A 17712-nucleotide genomic window follows, 5' to 3' on the forward strand; every position below is an offset into this window, starting at 1 on the left:
GCCCGCTTGGATGTTGCTCTTGTTCGTGCTGGCCGCCTGCGCGCCCCGGATCACCGCTCCCGCGCCGCCCAGCGCGCGCCTGCTCGGGGCTGAGCTCGTGGCCCTCGACCCCTTTGCCGATTCGCTCACCCTGGCCCTCAGGCTGTCCTTGGAAAATCCCAATCCCTACGCGCTGCCACTCGTTGAAAGCGAGCTCACGGCGCGTCTCGGCGCCTTGCGGGCCCGCGCTGCGCTGCCCGAGGTCCGGCTTCCCGCGTCCGGCAGGCGTGAGGCGCGCATCGTCGTGCGCTTTCCCCTGGGGCCCTCGTTGGAGCGCGCGGGCGCGCTCTTGCGCGGGGAGGCGCTGCCCTTATCCCTCACCGGCCGGGTGCGGGTGGAGGCGCTCGGGGTTCGGGTCTGGCTCGGCCCTTACACCCTGCTCGAGGACCGCGTCCAGGTGGCCTGGCGCTGGCGGCCCCCGGAGGTCAGGATCCGAGCGGCGCAGGTGGGGATCGAGGGCGGGGCGCTGCGCCTGGCGCTGACGTTCGGGGTTGGGAACCCCAACCCGGTGGGCGTTCACCTTGCTGGGGCCTTCGCGCTCGACTTCGCCGGGCTTCCGATCGGAGAAGTGCCTTTGGACCTCGACCTCCCCCCCGCGGGGGAGGGGACGGCCGAGGCTGCGCTCTCGCTGCCGCTGGTGAGGTGGCCGGGCCTGCTCGGTCGGTTGCGCTCGGGAGCGCCGCTGCGCCTTTCGGGGCGGTTTGAGGCCAGCGTCGCCGGTGTTTGGCGAAGGGCGTTCGCCCTTGCGGTCGAAACCCGCCTGCCCTAAGGCTTCAGGCGAAAGACCTCGGGCAGGAGCTCGCCGAGGGTGTAGCGGTGCTCCTCGCCGTGGTCGTTGCTCACGTAGATCAGGGTCTCGGGTCCGGCGAACTCGGCGATCACCTGGCGGCAGGCCCCGCAGGGGGTGGCTGGCGGTGAGCTCGTCGAGTGCACCCAGACCGCCTGGATGCGCCGCGCCCCAGCGCTGACCATGGCCCCGACGGCGATCTGCTCGGCGCAGCGGGAGAGCGGAAAGGCGCCGTTCTCGACGTTGGCCCCCACGTAGATCCGGCCGTCTTCGGCGAGGAGCGCGGCACCCACCGGGAAACCGGAGTAGGGGGCGTAGGCCCGCGCTTGCACCGCCATTGCCTCAACCTTCAGGCGTTTCATCGGTTACCTCCTCTTCGGTCCGGGCAACCTTGACCCACTCGATGCGGCGGCGGTCGGCCTCGGCAACGGTGAAGCGATAGCCCTCCCAGTCGATGCGTTCCCCGACCTCGGGGATGCGCCCGAAGCGCTCGTAGAGGAACCCGGAGAGGGTTTCGTAGTCGCCTTCCGGGAAGGTGATCTCGAGCCGCTCGGCGAGCTTGTCCAGGGGGTACTGGCCTTCGACCAGCAGCCTGCCGTCGGGGAGGGTTTGAATGCTTTCCTCGAGCTCATCGGTCTCGTCGTAGATGTCGCCGACGATCTCCTCGATGATGTCCTCGAGGGTCACCAGGCCGGCGGTGCCGCCGAACTCGTCGACCACGATCGCCATGTGGAACTTGCGTCGCCTGAGTTCGACCAGCAGGTCCCAGACGCTCATGCTCTCGGGGACGAAGTAGGGCTCGTGGGCGATGGCCTCGACCCGGACCCGCTCCAGGTGTCCGTCCTCGATGTAGTCGAGGAGGTCCTTGACGATCGCCACCCCCACGATCTGGTCGATCGTCTCCTTGTAGACCGGGTAGCGGGAGTAGCGGTGTTCGCGGATGAGGTCCAAAAAGGTCTTGAGCGTGGCCTCGGCCTCGATGGCCACGATCTCGACGCGGGGGACCATGATCTCCTTCACCTGGGTGTCCTCGAGCTCGAGGACCCCCTTGATCATGTCCTCCTCTTCCTCCTCGATCGCGCCCGAGCGCTCCGCGCCGGCGAGGATCAGCTTGAGCTCCTCCTCGGTGACCAGGGGTTCGTTCTTCGACTCCAGGCCCAACACGCGCAAGATCAGGCTCGCGCTCCAGCTGAAGAAGCGGCCCACCGGGTAGAGCAGGATCGAGAGCCAGTAGATCGGCAGGATTACCAGCCGCGCGAGCCGGTCGGCGTGGTGCACGGCCAGGGACTTGGGGGTGATCTCGCCGAAGAAGAGGACCAGCGCGGTCATCACCCCGGTGGCGATGCCGACCCCGGCGGAGCCGTAGAGCTTGGTGGCGATGTCGGTGACCAGCGCGGTGGCGGCGACGTTGACCAGGTTGTTGCCCACCAGGATCGTGGTCAGAAAGCGGGTGATGTCCGCCTCGACCAGGTGAAAGGGGCTCCTTTCCCCTTCGCGGCGTGCCAGTTCCTTGATCTTCCAGGGCCAGAGCGTGGTCAGCGCGGTCTCCGACGCGGAGAAGAATCCGGAGAGGAGGAGCAAGAGGGCCAGCGCCAGGATCTCGCTGGGGTGGATCGCTCCCGTGGTCCCCTGGGCGGCGGCCAGGGGCAAGAGGAAGAGGACCGTCGCCAAAAGGCGGGCGGGACTTGGGGGATGGTCGCGTTCGTTCATGGCCATCGTTCGATCAGCGCGGGGAGGAACAGCAAGAGGCCGATGCCGGCGGCGAACAGGCTGGCCACCAAGACCGCCGCTGCGGCGGTGTCCTTGACCGCCTTGGCCATCGGGTGGTAGGCGGGCTGCACCAGGTCCACCAGGGCCTCCAAGGCGGTGTTCAAGAGCTCGAGGGTCAGCACCGTCATGATCAGCATCAGCACCGGCCAGAGGGTGACCTTGAGAATCAGGGCCAGGGTCAGGGCCAGGGACCCGATCGCGACCTCCAGCCGGAAGTTGGGCTGCGCCCGCCACGCGTAGGCCAGGCCCTGCCAGGCGTAGCCGAAGGCGGTCAGGAGGCCCTTCGGGGTCAGAGCTCGAGAATGCGATCTTGGACCTTGCGGAACCCTGTCCATGCGTCCTCCGTGGTGTGGTCGTGCCCCATGAGGTGCCAGAGCGCGTGGGCGGCGAGGATCAGCACCTCGTCCGCGAGCCCGTGCCCCTTCGCCTCGGCCTGGCGGCGGGCGGTGTCCAGGCTGATCACGATGTCCCCGAGGTGCGGGGGGACGAAGGGGTCGCCGGGCTCGAAGGTGGGGAAGGAGAGGACGTCGGTCGGCGCGTCCTCCCCCCAGTGGACCCGCTTGAGCTCGCGGATTCGGGGGTCGTCGGTCAAGACCACGGTCACCGCCTTGTCCCCCACCCCCAGCTCGTCCATCAGTCTGGCGAGCTTTTCCTCGATCAGGGGGATGAGGTCTGGGGGGGCCTCGGCCTCGGCGACGACGTCAACCACGGGCGGCCTCCGCCTTCTCATAGGCCCGGATGATCCGCGCCACCAGGGGATGGCGCACCACGTCGGCCTCGGTGAAGTACACGAAGGCGATGCCCTCGATCCCCTTGAGCACCCGCTCGGCCTCGACCAGCCCGCTCTTGGCCGCCTTGGGCAGGTCGATCTGGGTGACGTCGCCGGTGATCACCACCTTGGAGTTGAAGCCCATGCGGGTCAAGAACATCTTCATCTGCTCGGGGGTGGTGTTCTGGGCCTCGTCGAGGATGATGAAGGCGTCGTTGAGGGTGCGGCCGCGCATGAAGGCCAGCGGCGCGACCTCGATCACCCCGGACTGCAAGTAGTTCTCGAAGCGCTCGGGGTCGATCATGTCAAAGAGCGCGTCGTAGAGCGGGCGCAGGTAGGGGTCGACCTTGGCCTGGATGTCCCCGGGGAGAAAGCCGAGCCGCTCCCCGGCCTCGACCGCGGGGCGGGTGAGGATGATGCGCTTGACGTGCTTGGCCTTCAGCGCGGCCACCGCCATGGCCACCGCCAGGTAGGTCTTGCCGGTGCCCGCGGGGCCGATGCCGAAGGTGATGTCGTTGGCGGCGATGGCCTCGACGTAGCGCTTTTGCCCAGGGGTCTTGGGCCTCAGCCGCTTGGGCAAGGCGAACCCCCGGGGCCGGGCCTCGGTCTCGGCGAAGAGGCTCTTGCCCTCGAGGGCCAGCTGGATCGCCTGCTCCACGGTGGGCTCGTCCAGCTCCGCTCCCTGCCGCACCAGGGCCAGGAGGTCCTTGATCGCCTGTTCGGCGGCGGCCACCGCGTCGAGGTCCCCGCTGATGCGGATCTCGTTGCCCCGCGCCACGATGCGCGCGGTCAGGCGTTCGCGCAGGTACTTCAGCCAGCGGTCGGCCTCGCCCAGGAGGCGGAACCCCTCCTCGGGGCTCTTAACACGAATCAGCGCTTCGGCTTCCACGGACGTCGGCCCCTCGGCTCGGAGAGGATCTCGTGCCATACAATCCCTTCCAGGATACCATCCCGGTCCCTTCGCAGGCGAAGCCGACGCTTCTTGGCCGGCGGTTCCGGCTTTTTAGGGGCGACGGCCGCCGGGGCTGGCTGCGCTCTCGGCTCGGGAGGGCTTGAGCGGCGCGGTGTTGCCTGTTTCCGTGGCGGGGGCGGGGGTGGGGGTTCCGCTGGGGGAAGCTCCGGCTCGCCCCGGGTGAACAGCCCGCGCACCACCGGAGCCACCACGAAGAGCAGGAGAAAGAGCAGGCCGAGGAGGTCGTCGAGGCTCAAGTCTCCTCCTCACCTTCCTTGGCCGCGCGGCTGATCGACTCCCGCATGTCGGTGTCGGCCTCGATGTTCTTCATCTGGTAGTAGTCCATGACCCCCATGCGGCCGGCCTTCAGGGCCTCGGCCATCGCCAGCGGCACCGCGGCCTGGGCCTCGACCAGCTTGGCCCGCATCTCCTCGACCTTGGCCCGCATCTCCTGCTCCGCGGCCACCGCCATCGCGCGGCGCTTTTCCGCCTGGGCCTGGGCGATCTTCTTGTCCGCCTCGGCCTGGTCGATCTGCAGCTGGGCGCCGATGTTCTTGCCCACGTCCACGTCGGCGATGTCCACCGAGAGGATCTCGAACGCGGTCCCCGAGTCCAACCCCTTTTCCAGCACCACCTTGCTGATGAGGTCGGGGTTTTCCAGGACGTCCTTGTGCGACTGGGCGGAGCCGATGGTGGTGACGATGCCCTCGCCGACGCGGGCGATGATCGTCTCCTCACCGGCGCCGCCGACCAGGCGGTCGATGTTGGCGCGGACGGTAATGCGCGCGACGGCGATGAGCTGGATGCCGTCCTTGGCCACTGCGGCGATGCGCGGGGTCTCGATCACCTTGGGGTTGACCGAGACCTGGACCGCCTCCAGCACGTCCCGCCCGGCGAGGTCGATCGCCGCGGCGCGGTCGAAGGTGAGGTCGATCCCCGCCTTCTGGGCGGCGATCAGGGCGTCGACGACGCGGTCCACGTTGCCCCCGGCGAGGTAGTGGGCCTCGAGCTTTTCCAGCGGGACCTCGATCCCGGCCTTGGTGGCCTTGATCAAGGGGTAGATGATCCGGGCCGGGGGAACGCGGCGCAGGCGCATCGCGATCAGGGTGATCAGCGGCACCCGCACCCCGGCCGCCCAGGCCGAGATCCATAGCCCGATGGGAACGATGCTAAATAGAACGAAGAGCGCGATGAGGATGAGGCCTGCGATGATCAAAACGGTGATGTCCATTTACGCCTCCTTTCGAACCACCACGCGCGCGCCCTCCACGCGCACGACGCGAACGGTGCTGCCACGTTCGATGAACTCGCCTTCGGTGACCACGTCCACCTTGCGTTCCCCAAACTGGGCGGTGCCCGCCGGGCGCAGGGGGGTGAGGGCCACGCCGATCGCTCCCTCCAGTGCTTTGAGGCGCGCTTTGGGCGGGGCCTCGCCCTGGATCGCGGACTCCAGCACCAGCGCCCGCGCCGCTCGGGAGCGGGGCAGGAAACGGGCGGCGGCGACCAGGCCGAGCGCGATCATGATGACGGCGAGCGAGCCGACGTAGAGCGCGCGGTCGCCGAAGGTGAAGTAGATCGAGGCCAGGACCAGGGCCAGGCCGCCGATCCCAGCAACGCCGAAGCCGGGGATGAGGAAGACCTCGGCGAGCAGGAGGAGCACCCCGGCGAAGAAGAGGAGGACCTCGAGCGCCCCGCTCATCCCCGCCAGGTAGCCCCCGAGGAAGTAGAGCCCGAGCGCGGCGATGCCCACCGCCCCGGGCAGGCCGAACCCCGGGGTGAGGGCCTCGATCAACAGGCCCAAGACCCCCACCGCGAGGAGGATCGCGGCGACGGTGGTCGAGGTCAAAAACCGCGCCGCGCGCACCCGGGCCCCGGGGGTGACGCGCACCAGCTCGGTGGAGAACCCGGCCTTCTGCAGGGCCTCGCTCAGGCTCGCGGCGGTGAAGTCAGCAAGGCCCAGCTCGACCGCCTTCTCCGCGGAAAGAGTAAGGGGCTCGCCCTTGGCGGAGAGCCCCTCGACCTCGATCTCCGGGTCCACCATCGCCTCAGCCAGCCGCACCGGTCGTCCCCGGGCCTCGGCAACGGACCGGAACTTTCCCTTGAGGGCGCTGATGATCTTGCGGTCTGCGGCTTCGTACTTGACGCCGGGGATGACCTGGACGGGGAGCGCGGCGCCGATCTCCGACCCCGGCAGCATCGCGATCTGCTCCGCGGAGAGCGCGATCAGGGCACCCGCGGAGAAGGCGTTCTTGACCACCGCCAGGGTGGGGAGGTTGGTCTCCAGGATCCGGTCGGAGATGCGGATCGCCGCATCCACCCGGCCGCCGGGGGTGTCGATGTAAAGGGCCACGCCGCTGGCCCCCTCGGCCTCGGCGCGGTTCAGGGCCTGGTCGATGAAGACCGCGAGCGCCGGGTCGATCTCGCCCTCGACGGGGATCAGGAAGGTCCGGGCCTGACCCAGACCGGTGACAAGGAGCAAGATGAGAAGAAAAAGGCGCACTGCCACTAGGATACAGGATATGCGGCTGGGGCTTTTGGGGCATCCCGTCGGTCACTCGCTCTCCCGGGTCATGCATCGGGCAGCGCTCGCAGCGCTTGGGATCGAGGGCGACTACCTGCTCCTCGACACCCCGCCTGAGGCCTTGGCGACGCGGCTCGAGGCGGTTCGCGCGGGGTTTTCGGGGGTCAACGTCACCGTCCCCTTGAAGACGCGGATCCTCTCCCTTTTGGACGACGTGGAGGCGGGGGCGCGGCGGATCGGCGCGGTGAACACGGTGGTCAACGAGGCCGGGCGGCTCGTCGGTCTGAACACCGACGCGCCGGGGTTCTTAAAGAGCCTGGAGGAGGCCGGCGTCGAGGGCCGGACGGCCCTCGTGCTTGGCGCCGGGGGCGCGGCGCGAGCGGTGGTCGACGCGCTGACCCGGACCGGTTGGACGGTCTGGGTGCATAACCGCACCCCATCGCGCGCCGCGGCGCTGGCCAAGGCCTTCGGGGTCGAGGTGCGGCCGCCAAGCGCGGCCAAAGCGGCGGACCTCATCGTCAACGCCACCTCGGTGGGGCTCGACGACCCTGCGGCCACCCCGCTCCCGGCGGCGTTCTTTCCCCGCCAGGGGGCCGCCGTGGACCTGGTCTACCGCCCTTTAAGGACCCGGTTCCTCAAGGAGGCCGAGGCCGCCGGTTTGAGGACCGTCGATGGGTTGGGGATGCTGCTCTGGCAGGGGGTGCTGGCCTTCGAGCGCTGGACCGGGAGAAGGGCTCCGGTCGAAATCATGCGCGCCGCTTTGCGCCGGGGGCTAGGCTAGAGCCATGGGTGTTTGCGATCGGAGGGCGCGCCTCGTCCTGGGGGCCTGGCTGGTGTGGATGGTGGCGCTCGCGGTGGCCTTGCTCGCCGATCCGCGGGTCGCCTTGCCGCTCTTTTTGATAGGGCTTTGGGGGTTCCTGTCGCTGCTCGCCATGCGACCGGCCTGGGCGTTGCGGGATGGGGCGCTTTGGCTTTCGGACTGCCGCTACCCTTTGCGCGCGGTTCGCGAGGTCGTGGTGGAGGAGGCGCCCAGCCTCCCCTGCGCCGCCCCCAGGGCTGAGCTTGTGCTTTCCGACGGGCGGCGGGTGCGGCTCGACGGCGGGATCGACGATCCATGGGGTTTGGCCCGGGCGTTGAAGGCCGAGGGCCTTGTGGTCCGCGGGGACCTCGAGCGCTGGGGGCGGTTCTGGCTGGTGCGCGGCGGCTTCGATGCGCGGTTGGAGGCGTTCATGATCATTGCCCTCGCGCTCGTCGCCTTTGTTCTTTCGCCTTCCTGGCCGCTTTGGCTGCTCGTGCTCACGCTGCCCTTCCTCTATGGCTGTGTTTTGAACCGTCGCACCCGGCGCCTCCTCGATGGGGAAGAGGTGGGTGGTACCAAGGGTTGAAACAACGGTGGGTCGATGAGCGCTTTATGGAAGCGCTAGGCTAGGAGGGTGGAGACCCTGAGCGCGCCGACCTCCCACGAGGAGGTCATCAAGAAGAGCCGGTTCGTCTGCCACGCCGCGCCGGTCGAGGACCCCGAGGCGGCGATGGCCTTCCTCGAAACGGTGCGCGATCCCCAGGCAACCCACAACTGCTGGGCCTACCGCATCGGCCAGGCCTACCGGTTCTCCGACGACGGCGAGCCCGGGGGCACCGCGGGACGGCCGATCCTGGCCGCGATCGAGGGTCAGGGGTTGGACCGGGTGATGGTGGTCGTCACCCGCTACTTCGGCGGCATCAAGCTCGGGGCCGGGGGGCTCGTGCGGGCCTACGGGGGCGTCGCCGCCGAGTGCTTGCGCCGGGCCCCCAGGCGTCCGATCGTGCGCTACGTCGAGCTCCGGGTGCGCCTCCCCTTCGACGCGATGGAGGCCCTCTACCGGGTGCTGCCCGCGTTCTCCGGGGAGAAGCTCGCCGAGCGCTACGGGGAGGTCGCAAGCTACCTGGTCCGTCTCCCGGAAGACCAGGTTGAGGGGTTCCAGCGCGCGCTCGGCGACGCGAGTCGCGGCCGCGCGGAGGTGGAACCGGTAGCATAGCCCCGTGGAGCTGCCCCTGTTTCAGCCAAGGCCGAAGCGCATCGTGCTCGTCGACGGGCATCACCTCGCCTATCGCAGCTACTTCGCGTTGCCCGAGATGACCACCAGCCGCGGCGAGCCGGTTCACGCGATCTACGGGTTCTTGCGCACCCTGCTCAAGCTCCTGCGGGAGGACGGGGACTGCGTGATCGTCGTCTTCGACGCCCCGGGGCCGTCCTTCCGCCACGACGCCTTCGCCGCCTACAAGGCCCAGCGCGCGCCCACTCCGGCGGACTTCAAGCCCCAGGTGGAAAAGATCAAGGAGGCGGTCGACCTCCTTGGGCTGACCCGGCTCGAGGTCCCGGGCTACGAGGCCGACGACGTGATCGGCACCCTGGCGAAGGAGGCCGAGGCCCAGGGCTACGAGGTGGTGATCGTCTCCTCCGACCGCGACCTCTTCCAGCTCCTCTCCGACCGGGTCAAGGTCTGGCTGCCCACCGGGGAGACGATGACCGCGGAGAAGGTCGAGAAGAAGTACGGCGTGCCCCCCTCGGCCTGGGTAGACTACCGGGCCCTGGTCGGGGACCCCTCGGACAACATCCCCGGGGTCAAGGGGATCGGGCCCAAGACCGCGGCGAAGCTGATCCAGACCTGGGGCTCCTTGGACCGGCTCCTCGAACACCTCGACGAGGTGCCCCCGGCGGTACGCAAGAAGATCGAGGCGGACCGGGAGGCGCTCGAGCTCTCCCGCCAGCTCTCGAAGATCGAAACCAACCTGGACCTCGACGTGGACCTCGCCAGCTGCCACCGCCGGGAGATGGACCGCGAAGGCCTGCGCCGCTTTCTGGAGGCGCTGGAGTTCGGCTCCATCCTGCGCGAGCTGGGGCTTCTTACCACGCCCAAGGTCGAGGCCGCCGACTGGCCGCCCCCCAAGACCGCCTTCCTCGGCTACCGGCTCGACGATCCCCGCCCGATGTGGGGGCAGCTCTTGGGCCTGGCCGCGGCCTGGGACGGCCACGTCGCCGAGGGGCCGGCCGAGGTGCGGGTGCTCGCCGACTTCCCCCAGCTCAACGCCATCCTGGCCAAGGACCTGTCGGTCTTGGCCCGGCGCGAGGGGCACACCCGCCCGCCCGGGGACGACCCCCTCCTCGTGGCCTACCTGCTCGATCCCACGAACAACGACCCCGCGGGGACGGTGCGGCGCTACGGTGCCGGGGACTGGACTGAGGACCCCAAGGATCGCGCGGTCGGCGCCCATGAGCTCTGGCGGATCCTGCGTCCGCGCCTCGAAGGCGAGCCCAAACTGCTTGAGCTCTACGAGGCGCTCGAGCGGCCGCTGGCCGAGGTCCTGGCCAAGATGGAGCGCCGTGGCATCCGCCTCGACACCGACTACCTGAAGGCGCTTTCCGAGCAGCTGGCCTTCGAGATCGCTGAGGTCCAGGCGGAGGTCTTCCGGCTGGTGGGGCACGCGTTCAACCTGAACTCCCGGGACCAGCTGGAAACGGTCCTCTACGACGAGCTGGGGCTCCCGCCGATCAAGAAGACCGCCAAGACTGGAAAGCGCTCGACCTCCGCGGCCACCCTCGAGGCCCTGCGCACCCAGCACCCGGTGGTCGAGCTAATCCTCAAGTACCGTGAGCTGACCAAGCTCAAGGGCACCTACGTCGATCCCTTGCCCAAGCTGGTGCACCCCAAGACCGGGCGGGTGCACACCCGCTTTCACCAGACCGGAACCGCGACCGGCCGGCTCTCCTCCTCCGACCCCAACCTGCAAAACATCCCGGTTCGCGGCGCGTGGGGGGCCAAGATCCGCCGTGCCTTCGTCGCCGACCGGGACAAGAAGCTCATCGTCGCCGACTACTCCCAGATCGAGCTGCGGGTGCTCGCGCACCTCTCGGGAGACGAACACCTCATCCGCATCTTTCAAGAAGGCCGCGACGTGCACGCCGCGACCGCGGCCTGGATCTTCGGCACCGAAAACGTCGCGCCGGAGATGCGCCGGGCGGCGAAGACGGTGAACTTCGGGGTGCTCTACGGGATGGGGGCGCACAGCCTGGCGGCCACCCTGGGCATCGATTACCAGGAGGCCGAGGCCTTCATCGAGCGCTACTTCGCGTCCTTCCCCAAGGTCCGCGTCTTCTTCGAACGCCTCCTCGACGAGGCGCGCAAGAAGGGCTACGTCGAGACCCTCTTCGGGCGCCGCCGCTACGTGCCGGACCTCAACTCCTCGAACCGTCGGGTGCGCGAGGCCGCCGAGCGGGTGGCGATCAACATGCCGATCCAGGGTACCGCCGCGGACCTGATCAAGCGGGCGATGCTCCAGCTCGACCCGCGCCTCGAAACGCTCGAGGCCGGGCTCTTGCTGCAGGTGCACGACGAGCTGGTCATCGAGGCCCCGGCGCGGGTGGCGGAAGACGCGGCCCGGATGACCAAGGAGGTCATGGAGCAGGTCTGGCCGCTTAAGGTGCCCCTCGTCGCCGAGGTCGGGGTGGGGGAGAACTGGTACGCGGCCAAGGCCTAGGGCTTGGAGAAGGGCCAGAGCCGGCGCCAAAGGGTCGGTCCCCGCCTGGGGGCGTCCTTGGAGAGGACGACCAGGCCATCGGCTGCGGCCTTGGCCAGCATGTAGCGGGTGCGAACGAGCGAGAGCGAGAGGGCGTGGGCGAGGACCCCGACCTCGGCCCCCTTCTTGAGATAGGGCGCGGCGTGCTGCAGGAAGAGCCTGAGCTCGGGGTCGGCCGTCGCCGGTGGGCGCCTCAACCAGGCGCGGGCCCGGGCGTCGGGAAGGGGGGTACCCATCCGGGCGACCTCGTCCGTGAGCGTGGCCACCTGAAGGAAGAGCGCCTCCAGGGGAAGGTTCAGGGGGGCCGTACAGCGCAGCGCCCGCCGTTGCGGTTCGAAGCGGAACGTTCCCTTGGCGGCGTTCACCAGCGCGAAGAGCAGGTCCTCGAGCTCGGGCTCGTGCAGCGACCGGCCCTCGTGGTGCGCGCAGATCAGGTGGCCCTTTTGGATGAAGAGCCTCAGCGCCGGGCCCGGGCCTTCGATCTTGAGTTCGCCGTCGCGGTGGGCGACCACTGGGAGCAGCTCCAAGAGCCCCGTGTTGTCCAAGCTGCCTTCGAACGCCATCGGCCCTCCAGGTCGGGCCGGTCGCGCCACTGGCTCCACCGCGTCCCCTGGCGCCCGTCTCGGGACGTGGCTTCGTTGCCGCCCTGGTTGGGATTCTAGCGGCGAGGCTTGTCCCAGCCATCCCCCAAATGGGTGGTACACTCGGCCGCGGATGCGACGCTACTTTGGCACCGACGGCATTCGCGGACGGGTGGGCGAACCCCCGATGACCCCGGACTTCGTGCTGCGGCTGGGCCAGGCCGCGGCGGCCGCGCTGCCCCGGGGCGAGGTGCTCGTTGCCCGGGACACCCGGGCCTCGGGGCCGATGCTCGAGGCCGCGCTGGTCAGCGGCCTGCTCGACCAGGGCCGGGTGGTGCGCCGGCTCGGGATCTTGCCCACCGCGGCGTTGGCCAGCCTGGTGCGGGCCTACGGCGCCGCCGCGGGGGCGGTAATCTCGGCGAGCCACAACCCCTACACGGACAACGGCGTAAAGTTCTTCTCCCCCGAGGGAAAGAAGATCCCCGACGCGCTGGAGGCGGTGATCGAAGCCCGCCTTGAGGGAAGGTTGCCCCATCGCGAGGGGGGGTGCCTGGCGCCGGGGGAGGAGGCTGAGGCCCGCTACCTGGCGTTCCTCGAAGGGCTTGGGGTGGACCTCTCGGGCCTGCGCGTCGTCGTCGACGCGGCCAACGGCGCGGCCTTTCGCGTCGGTCCCGAGGCGCTGCGCCGGGCCGGGGCGGAGGTCTTCGTCCTGGCCGCAAGCCCCGATGGGAAGAACATCAACGCCGGCTCCGGCGCGACCGCCCCGGCGCTGATGGCGCGCATGGTGCGGGAACTGGGGTTCGACGCCGGCGTGGCCTTCGACGGGGACGCGGACCGGGCGATCTTCGCCGACCGTTACGGTCGCATCGCCCACGGGGACCACGTCCTCTACCTTCACGCCCTGTTGCGCCGGCCGGCGGGCGTCGTGGGCACGCTGATGACCAACCTCGGCCTGGAGCACGCCCTGGCCGAGGCAGGCATCCCCCTTCATCGGGCACCGGTCGGCGATCGCTACGTCGCCCAGCTGATGGAGGAGCAGGACCTCCCCCTCGGCGGCGAGCAAAGCGGTCACGTCATCTTTCGCGAGCACGCGCCGACCGGGGACGGGCTGATCACTGCGCTGCTGACCTTGCACGCGCTTAAGCAAAGCGGCACCGACCTCGCCGAGTGGGTGGATCGGCTTAATCTCTACCCCCAGGTGATCGCCAACGCCCGGGTCCGGGACAAGGCCCGGGTGATGGCCGATCCCCGGCTGCAGGCGCTGGTCGAGGAGGCCGAGCGGGTCCTGCCGGAGGGCCGGATCAACGTTCGCCCCTCCGGCACCGAGCCGTTGATTCGGGTCATGGTCGAGGGGCCCGAGGAAGCGCGGGTGCGGGCGTTGGCCGAAGGCTTGCGGGAGGCGATCGAGGGCATAGACTAAGGGTGAGGAGGTGAGCGATGAGCCGGGCGCGCATGCGGCTCGAGGCCCGGGTGGCCCGGGCGCTCGCCGAGATCATCCACGAGATGCAGGATCCCCGACTGCCGCTCATCGTCAGCGTCGAGCGGGTGCGGTTGAGCCCGGACCTGACCCAGGGGCGGGTCCTGATCAGCGCGCTCGAGCGCGGCGAGGAGGCGGCGATGATCCTCAACCGCGCCCACGGCTACATCCAGGAGGCCCTGGCGCACGAGGTGGAGATGCGGCGCGTGCCTCGACTCTCCTTCTTCACCCGCCCCGAGGAGGTGCTTTGAGGCTGGTTCATCCCATCCGCGTGCGCTACGCGGAGACCGATCAGATGGGGGTCGTCCATCACGCCGCCTACGTCGTCTGGCTGGAGGAGGCGAGGAGCGTCTGGCTGGAGCGGCTTGGCTTCCCCTACCACGCGCTCGAGGCCGAGGGGCTCTTTTTTCCGGTGGTGGACCTTGCGCTCGCCTACCGCGCTCCGGCGCGCTACGGCGAGATCGTCGAGGTCGTGACCTGGCTCGATCAGGTGGCGAGCCGCCGCGTGGCCTTCGCCTATCGCGTCGAGCGCGAGGGGCGGCTGCTCGCCACCGCGCGCACCGTGCACGTCCCCCAGGGGCGGGACGGCCGGGTCCAGCGCCTGCCCGAGCCGCTCTTGTCCCGTCTCCGCGAGGCCGCCGTGACTTGAGTGTGGTATACTAAAGACCCGAGGGCCAAGGCCCGGTCGGAGGACGCATGAACAACGCATTTTCGCTTTTTGAACGCCACGTGAACCCTGGCTTGGCGGCGCTCTTGCGCTTTACCGGGCTGGACCGCGTCGAGGCCCGCGCCGAAGGGGTCTGGGTCTGGGACAGCGAGGGCCGTCGCTACCTCGACTTCCTCGGGCTCTACGGGGCCCTGAACCTCGGGCACCGGCACCCGCGGGTGGTGGAGGCGGTCAAGCGTCAGCTCGACCGCATGCCGATGAGCACCCGTCTGATGGTCTCCGAGCCCACCGCCCGGCTGGCGGAAAAGCTGGCCGAGATCACCCCGGGGGGGATCTCGATGACCTTCTTCGGCAACTCCGGGACCGAGGCGGTCGAGGCCGCCTTCAAGCTGGCCCGGGCCGCGACCGGAAGGCCAAAGCTCGTGACCACCGAAGGAGGCTTCCACGGCAAGACGATGGGAGCCCTCTCGCTGACCCCGAGGGCGCCTTACCAGGACCCGGTGCGGCCGCTCGTTCCCGAGGTCGAGGTGGTGCCCTTCGGCGACCTTGAAGCCGCCGAGGCGGCGATCGACGAGCACACCGCGGCCTTCATCGTCGAGCCGGTTCAGGGGGAGGGGGGCGTGCGCCTGCCGCCGGAGGGCTACCTCCAGGGCCTGCGTGCGCTGACCCGGGCCAAGAGGGCGCTGTTGATCCTCGACGAGGTGCAGACCGGGATGGGCCGCACCGGCCGGCTCTGGGCCGCGGCGTGGTCGGGGGTCGAGCCCGACCTGATGACCAGCGCCAAGGCCCTGGGCGGGGGGGTGATGCCCATCGGGGCGGCGATGGGGACGCCCGAGGTCTTCGAGGTCTTCAAGGAAAACCCCCTCTTCCACTCCTCGACCTTCGGGGGCAACCCGCTCGCGGCGGCGGCGGCGCTGGCGGCGATCGAGGTCACCCTCGAGGAGGGCCTGCCCGAGCGGGCCGAGGCTCTCGGGGCCTACCTCCTCTCGCAGCTCGAGCAGCTCGCTGGGGACTGGCCCCACCTGATCGAGGCGGTGCGCGGCAAGGGGCTCCTGCTGGGGGTCGAGTTCACCGACCCCGACATCGGGGCGGTGGTGATCAGCGAGCTGGCCGCGCGTGGGGTGCTCACCGCATTTGGCCTGAACAACCCCAAGGTCATGCGCCTCGAGCCCCCCTTGATCGTCGAAAGGGCGCAGGTCGACCAGGCCCTCGAGGCCCTGGCCGACGCGCTCAAGCAGACCGACGCCATGCTCGAGGGCGTCCTCTAGGTTATGAAATGAAGGAACGCATCTACGAACACATTCGAGCCACCCCCAAGCCCTACCACCCTAAGGAGCTGGCCAGGGTGCTGGGGCTTCCCCGCGCCGAGGTCAAGGAGGCGCTCCGCGCGCTGGTCGCCGAGGGTCGCCTGGTGAAGGAGAAAAACCACTACCGGCTCCCTGAACCCTCGGGGATCCGTGGCCGCCTCTCCCTGGCCCGGGACGGGTACGGCTTCGTCATCCCCGAAGCGGGGGGTGCCGACCTCTTCGTCCCCAAGGAGCGGCTCAGGGGCGCCTGGCACGGGGACGTGGTCCGCGCCCGAATCCGTGGCAAGGGGCGTGACGGGCGCGTGAGCGGCGAGGTCCTGGAGGTCCTCGAGCGCGCCCACAAGCACACCGTGGGTCGGCTCTTCTTCCGCCGCGGCTACGCCTGGGTGGCTCCGGAGGACGGGCGCACCCCGGAGGTCAAGCTGCTCCCCGAGGGGCTGTCCGAGGCCAAGGAGGGGAGCCGCATCGCGGTCACGCTCCTCTATCCCGAAGAGACGGGCCAAAAAGAGGTCCTGGCGCGGGTGCGCGAGGTCCTCGCCGAGGGCGACGAGGTGAGCGCCGAGCTTCGCGCGGTCATCCTCAAGCACGACCTGCGTGACGCCTTCCCCGAGGACGTGCTCGCCGAAGCCCGCCGGGTGGCCCGGCCGCCCGCCGGCGCCGAGCTCGAGGGGCGCGAGGACTTTCGCCCACTGAACGTCTTCACCATCGACGGCGCCGACGCCAAGGACTTCGACGACGCGTTGCACGTCCGTCCCCTCGAAAACGGCCGCTTCGAGGTCGGGGTGCACATCGCCGACGTCAGCCACTACGTACCCGAGGGCTCGGCGCTGGACGAGGAGGCCTACTTGCGGGGGACCTCGGTCTACCTTCCGGGCCGGGTGCTGCCGATGCTTCCCGAGGCGATCTCCAACGGGGTGGCTTCGCTGGTCCCCGACGAGGACCGCCTGACCCTCTCGGTGATCGCCGAGCTCGACGATGCCGGCGAGGTCCACGATGTGCGCTTCGTCAAGGGCGTGATCCGCTCCAAGGCGCGCCTGACCTACGGCGAGGTCGAGCGCTTTCTGGGCGGCGAGGCGCTGGAGGAGGCCCCGTTTTTGGCCGGGGACCTCGCTATCTTGGACCGGCTCGCTCAGGCCTTGAAGCGACGGCGCCTGGAGGCGGGGGCGCTGGAGTTTCACTTCCCCGAGGTCAAGGTCGAGCTGGCCGAGGACGGGGGCGTGATCCTCATTCCCCAGGCCGAGGTTCGGGCGCGCAGCCTGATTGAGGAGATGATGCTCCTGGCAAACCAGCTGGTCGCCGCGGAGCTCGGCCGCCGTGGCCTGCCCGCGATCTACCGGGTGCACGAGGACCCTGCCGAGGACCGCTACGCCGAACTGGTGGCGGCGCTGAGCCGGCTGGGCTACGAGATCGACGCCCGCGCGCCCAGCCCCAAGGCGTTCCAGCAGGTGCTCGCCGCGGCCAGTGGCCGCCCCGAGGCGCCGGCGGTGGCCACCCTGCTTTTGCGCACGCTCAAACTCGCCCGCTACGCGGAGGAGAACCTCGGCCATTTCGGTCTGGCCTTCCGTGACTACCTGCACTTCACCAGCCCCATCCGGCGCTACCCGGACCTGGTCGTGCACCGCGTGGTCAAGGCGATGATCGAGGACCGGCTGGACCCCCGGCAAAAAGCGCGCTGGACCGCGCGCTTCGGGGAGATCGCCGAACACGCCTCGATCCAGGAGCGCAAGGCCGAGGCCGCGGAGCGCGACCTCACGAAGTACCATCAGGCCAGGTGGGCACGCGCGCACCTCGGCGAGCGCTTTTCGGGTGTGGTCAGCGGGGTACAGAACTTCGGGGCTTTCGTGGCCCTGGAAAACGGCGTCGAGGGGCTGATTCGTGTCGGGGAGCTGGGGGACGAGCCCTACGCTTACGTGCCCGAGCTCCTGGCGCTGGTCGGGGTCAACAGCGGCGCAAAGCTCCGGCTCGGCGACCCCATCGAGGTGGTGATCACCGGGGCCAATCCGGTGCTGCGGCAGATTGACTTGGCCCCGGCAACACATAAGGAGGTGGAGATGAGCGAGAAGAAACAGGGCAAGAAACCGCGGCGGCGCGTGGTCGGGCCGCCGCAAGGCAAGGATCGGCCCGAGCGGCCGGTGCGGCTGACCGTTCACCGGATGTACTTCGGCGAGTGGGAAGGCGAGAAGGAGAAGAAGAAACGCCGCTAGCCAGGACATCCCTCCCTCGCCGCGAGGGGAGAATAAACGTGGAAGGGAAGGGATTTTTTACGTTGAGCGGGTGCTAGGCTAGGG

18 protein-coding genes are annotated in these 17712 nt (G+C 69.5%); 10 read left to right on the forward strand and 8 right to left on the reverse strand.

Going from position 1 to position 17712, the window contains the following annotated elements:
- The first annotated feature begins 10 nt into the window (after positions 1 to 10).
- Positions 11 to 808, forward strand: a complete 798-nt coding sequence (locus tag ACZ48Y_RS02325; protein ID WP_464741769.1) for a hypothetical protein — start codon at positions 11 to 13, stop codon at positions 806 to 808.
- Here ACZ48Y_RS02325 and cdd read toward each other — a convergent pair.
- The 7 genes from cdd to ACZ48Y_RS02360 form a co-directional block, all read right to left on the reverse strand.
- Complete coding sequence (cdd, locus tag ACZ48Y_RS02330) at positions 805 to 1188, reverse strand: cytidine deaminase (RefSeq protein WP_464741771.1); 384 nt, start codon at positions 1186 to 1188, stop codon at positions 805 to 807. The genes ACZ48Y_RS02325 and cdd overlap by 4 nt on opposite strands.
- Positions 1169 to 2536, reverse strand: coding sequence for a hemolysin family protein (locus tag ACZ48Y_RS02335; protein ID WP_464741773.1), 1368 nt, complete (start codon positions 2534 to 2536; stop codon positions 1169 to 1171). Before ACZ48Y_RS02335 ends, cdd begins: the two co-directional genes overlap by 20 nt.
- A complete protein-coding gene (locus ACZ48Y_RS02340; RefSeq protein ID WP_464741775.1) occupies positions 2533 to 2931 on the reverse strand; it encodes a diacylglycerol kinase in 399 nt (132 codons plus the stop codon). The genes ACZ48Y_RS02335 and ACZ48Y_RS02340 overlap by 4 nt, the downstream gene beginning before the upstream one ends.
- On the reverse strand, positions 2886 to 3305 hold the full coding sequence (gene ybeY / locus ACZ48Y_RS02345) for an rRNA maturation RNase YbeY (protein WP_464741777.1): 420 nt from the start codon (positions 3303 to 3305) through the stop codon (positions 2886 to 2888). The genes ACZ48Y_RS02340 and ybeY overlap by 46 nt, the downstream gene beginning before the upstream one ends.
- Entirely contained in the window at positions 3298 to 4293 is a 996-nt protein-coding gene (locus ACZ48Y_RS02350) for a PhoH family protein (RefSeq protein ID WP_464741779.1), read from the reverse strand. The genes ybeY and ACZ48Y_RS02350 overlap by 8 nt, the downstream gene beginning before the upstream one ends.
- Positions 4294 to 4570: 277 nt before the next feature.
- Complete coding sequence (gene floA / locus ACZ48Y_RS02355) at positions 4571 to 5548, reverse strand: flotillin-like protein FloA (protein WP_464741782.1); 978 nt, start codon at positions 5546 to 5548, stop codon at positions 4571 to 4573.
- The gene (locus ACZ48Y_RS02360; RefSeq protein ID WP_464741784.1) at positions 5549 to 6817 is read right to left on the reverse strand and encodes an NfeD family protein; all 1269 of its coding nucleotides are present in this window, start codon (positions 6815 to 6817) and stop codon (positions 5549 to 5551) included. It abuts the gene before it with no gap.
- 19 nt (positions 6818 to 6836) lie between these two features.
- Here ACZ48Y_RS02360 and aroE point away from each other — a divergent pair, with 19 nt between their 5' ends.
- The 4 genes from aroE to polA are packed head-to-tail and all read left to right on the forward strand — an operon-like array spanning position 6837 to position 11353.
- On the forward strand, positions 6837 to 7619 hold the full coding sequence (gene aroE / locus ACZ48Y_RS02365; RefSeq protein WP_464741786.1) for a shikimate dehydrogenase: 783 nt from the start codon (positions 6837 to 6839) through the stop codon (positions 7617 to 7619).
- A gap of 4 nt (positions 7620 to 7623) precedes the next feature.
- Positions 7624 to 8223, forward strand: coding sequence for a hypothetical protein (locus tag ACZ48Y_RS02370; RefSeq protein WP_464741788.1), 600 nt, complete (start codon positions 7624 to 7626; stop codon positions 8221 to 8223).
- 48 nt (positions 8224 to 8271) lie between these two features.
- A complete protein-coding gene (locus ACZ48Y_RS02375) occupies positions 8272 to 8853 on the forward strand; it encodes an IMPACT family protein (protein ID WP_464741790.1) in 582 nt (193 codons plus the stop codon).
- Positions 8854 to 8857: 4 nt separating this feature from the next.
- Entirely contained in the window at positions 8858 to 11353 is a 2496-nt protein-coding gene (gene polA / locus ACZ48Y_RS02380; protein WP_464741792.1) for a DNA polymerase I, read from the forward strand.
- Here polA and ACZ48Y_RS02385 read toward each other — a convergent pair.
- Positions 11350 to 11955, reverse strand: a complete 606-nt coding sequence (locus ACZ48Y_RS02385) for a DUF4388 domain-containing protein (protein WP_464741794.1) — start codon at positions 11953 to 11955, stop codon at positions 11350 to 11352. The two genes, polA and ACZ48Y_RS02385, sit on opposite strands and share 4 nt — an antisense overlap.
- A gap of 151 nt (positions 11956 to 12106) precedes the next feature.
- Here ACZ48Y_RS02385 and glmM point away from each other — a divergent pair, with 151 nt between their 5' ends.
- Genes glmM through rnr form a run of 5 tightly spaced genes read left to right on the forward strand, consistent with a single transcriptional unit; the run spans position 12107 to position 17628 of the window.
- Positions 12107 to 13393 carry a phosphoglucosamine mutase gene (gene glmM, locus ACZ48Y_RS02390; protein WP_464741796.1) on the forward strand — a complete coding sequence of 429 codons (1287 nt, stop codon included), beginning with the start codon at positions 12107 to 12109 and terminating at the stop codon, positions 13391 to 13393.
- 17 nt (positions 13394 to 13410) lie between these two features.
- Positions 13411 to 13701: a ribosome-binding factor A gene (locus ACZ48Y_RS02395; RefSeq protein WP_464741798.1), complete on the forward strand. Its 291-nt coding sequence runs from the start codon at positions 13411 to 13413 to the stop codon at positions 13699 to 13701.
- Entirely contained in the window at positions 13698 to 14099 is a 402-nt protein-coding gene (locus ACZ48Y_RS02400; RefSeq protein ID WP_464741800.1) for an acyl-CoA thioesterase, read from the forward strand. Before ACZ48Y_RS02395 ends, ACZ48Y_RS02400 begins: the two co-directional genes overlap by 4 nt.
- Positions 14100 to 14146: 47 nt before the next feature.
- Positions 14147 to 15385 carry an aspartate aminotransferase family protein gene (locus ACZ48Y_RS02405; protein WP_464741802.1) on the forward strand — a complete coding sequence of 413 codons (1239 nt, stop codon included), beginning with the start codon at positions 14147 to 14149 and terminating at the stop codon, positions 15383 to 15385.
- Positions 15386 to 15393: 8 nt separating this feature from the next.
- Positions 15394 to 17628: a ribonuclease R gene (gene rnr / locus ACZ48Y_RS02410; protein WP_464741804.1), complete on the forward strand. Its 2235-nt coding sequence runs from the start codon at positions 15394 to 15396 to the stop codon at positions 17626 to 17628.
- Positions 17629 to 17712 lie beyond the last annotated feature (84 nt).

Source organism: Rhabdothermus arcticus (assembly GCF_055382915.1).

Excerpts from the sequence above, each read along its gene's own strand:
- ACZ48Y_RS02340 (WP_464741775.1), bottom strand. The coding sequence starts at position 2,931 with ATGGACAGGGTTCCGCAAGGTCCAAGATCGCATTCTCGAGCTCTGACC.
- floA (WP_464741782.1), bottom strand. The coding sequence starts at position 5,548 with ATGGACATCACCGTTTTGATCATCGCAGGCCTCATCCTCATCGCGCTC.
- ACZ48Y_RS02350 (WP_464741779.1), bottom strand. The coding sequence starts at position 4,293 with ATGGCACGAGATCCTCTCCGAGCCGAGGGGCCGACGTCCGTGGAAGCC.
- ACZ48Y_RS02325 (WP_464741769.1), top strand. The coding sequence starts at position 11 with ATGTTGCTCTTGTTCGTGCTGGCCGCCTGCGCGCCCCGGATCACCGCT.
- ACZ48Y_RS02395 (WP_464741798.1), top strand. The coding sequence starts at position 13,411 with ATGAGCCGGGCGCGCATGCGGCTCGAGGCCCGGGTGGCCCGGGCGCTC.
- ACZ48Y_RS02370 (WP_464741788.1), top strand. The coding sequence starts at position 7,624 with ATGGGTGTTTGCGATCGGAGGGCGCGCCTCGTCCTGGGGGCCTGGCTG.
- glmM (WP_464741796.1), top strand. The coding sequence starts at position 12,107 with ATGCGACGCTACTTTGGCACCGACGGCATTCGCGGACGGGTGGGCGAA.
- aroE (WP_464741786.1), top strand. The coding sequence starts at position 6,837 with ATGCGGCTGGGGCTTTTGGGGCATCCCGTCGGTCACTCGCTCTCCCGG.
- ACZ48Y_RS02385 (WP_464741794.1), bottom strand. The coding sequence starts at position 11,955 with ATGGCGTTCGAAGGCAGCTTGGACAACACGGGGCTCTTGGAGCTGCTC.
- ACZ48Y_RS02405 (WP_464741802.1), top strand. The coding sequence starts at position 14,147 with ATGAACAACGCATTTTCGCTTTTTGAACGCCACGTGAACCCTGGCTTG.
- cdd (WP_464741771.1), bottom strand. The coding sequence starts at position 1,188 with ATGAAACGCCTGAAGGTTGAGGCAATGGCGGTGCAAGCGCGGGCCTAC.
- ACZ48Y_RS02335 (WP_464741773.1), bottom strand. The coding sequence starts at position 2,536 with ATGAACGAACGCGACCATCCCCCAAGTCCCGCCCGCCTTTTGGCGACG.
- rnr (WP_464741804.1), top strand. The coding sequence starts at position 15,394 with ATGAAGGAACGCATCTACGAACACATTCGAGCCACCCCCAAGCCCTAC.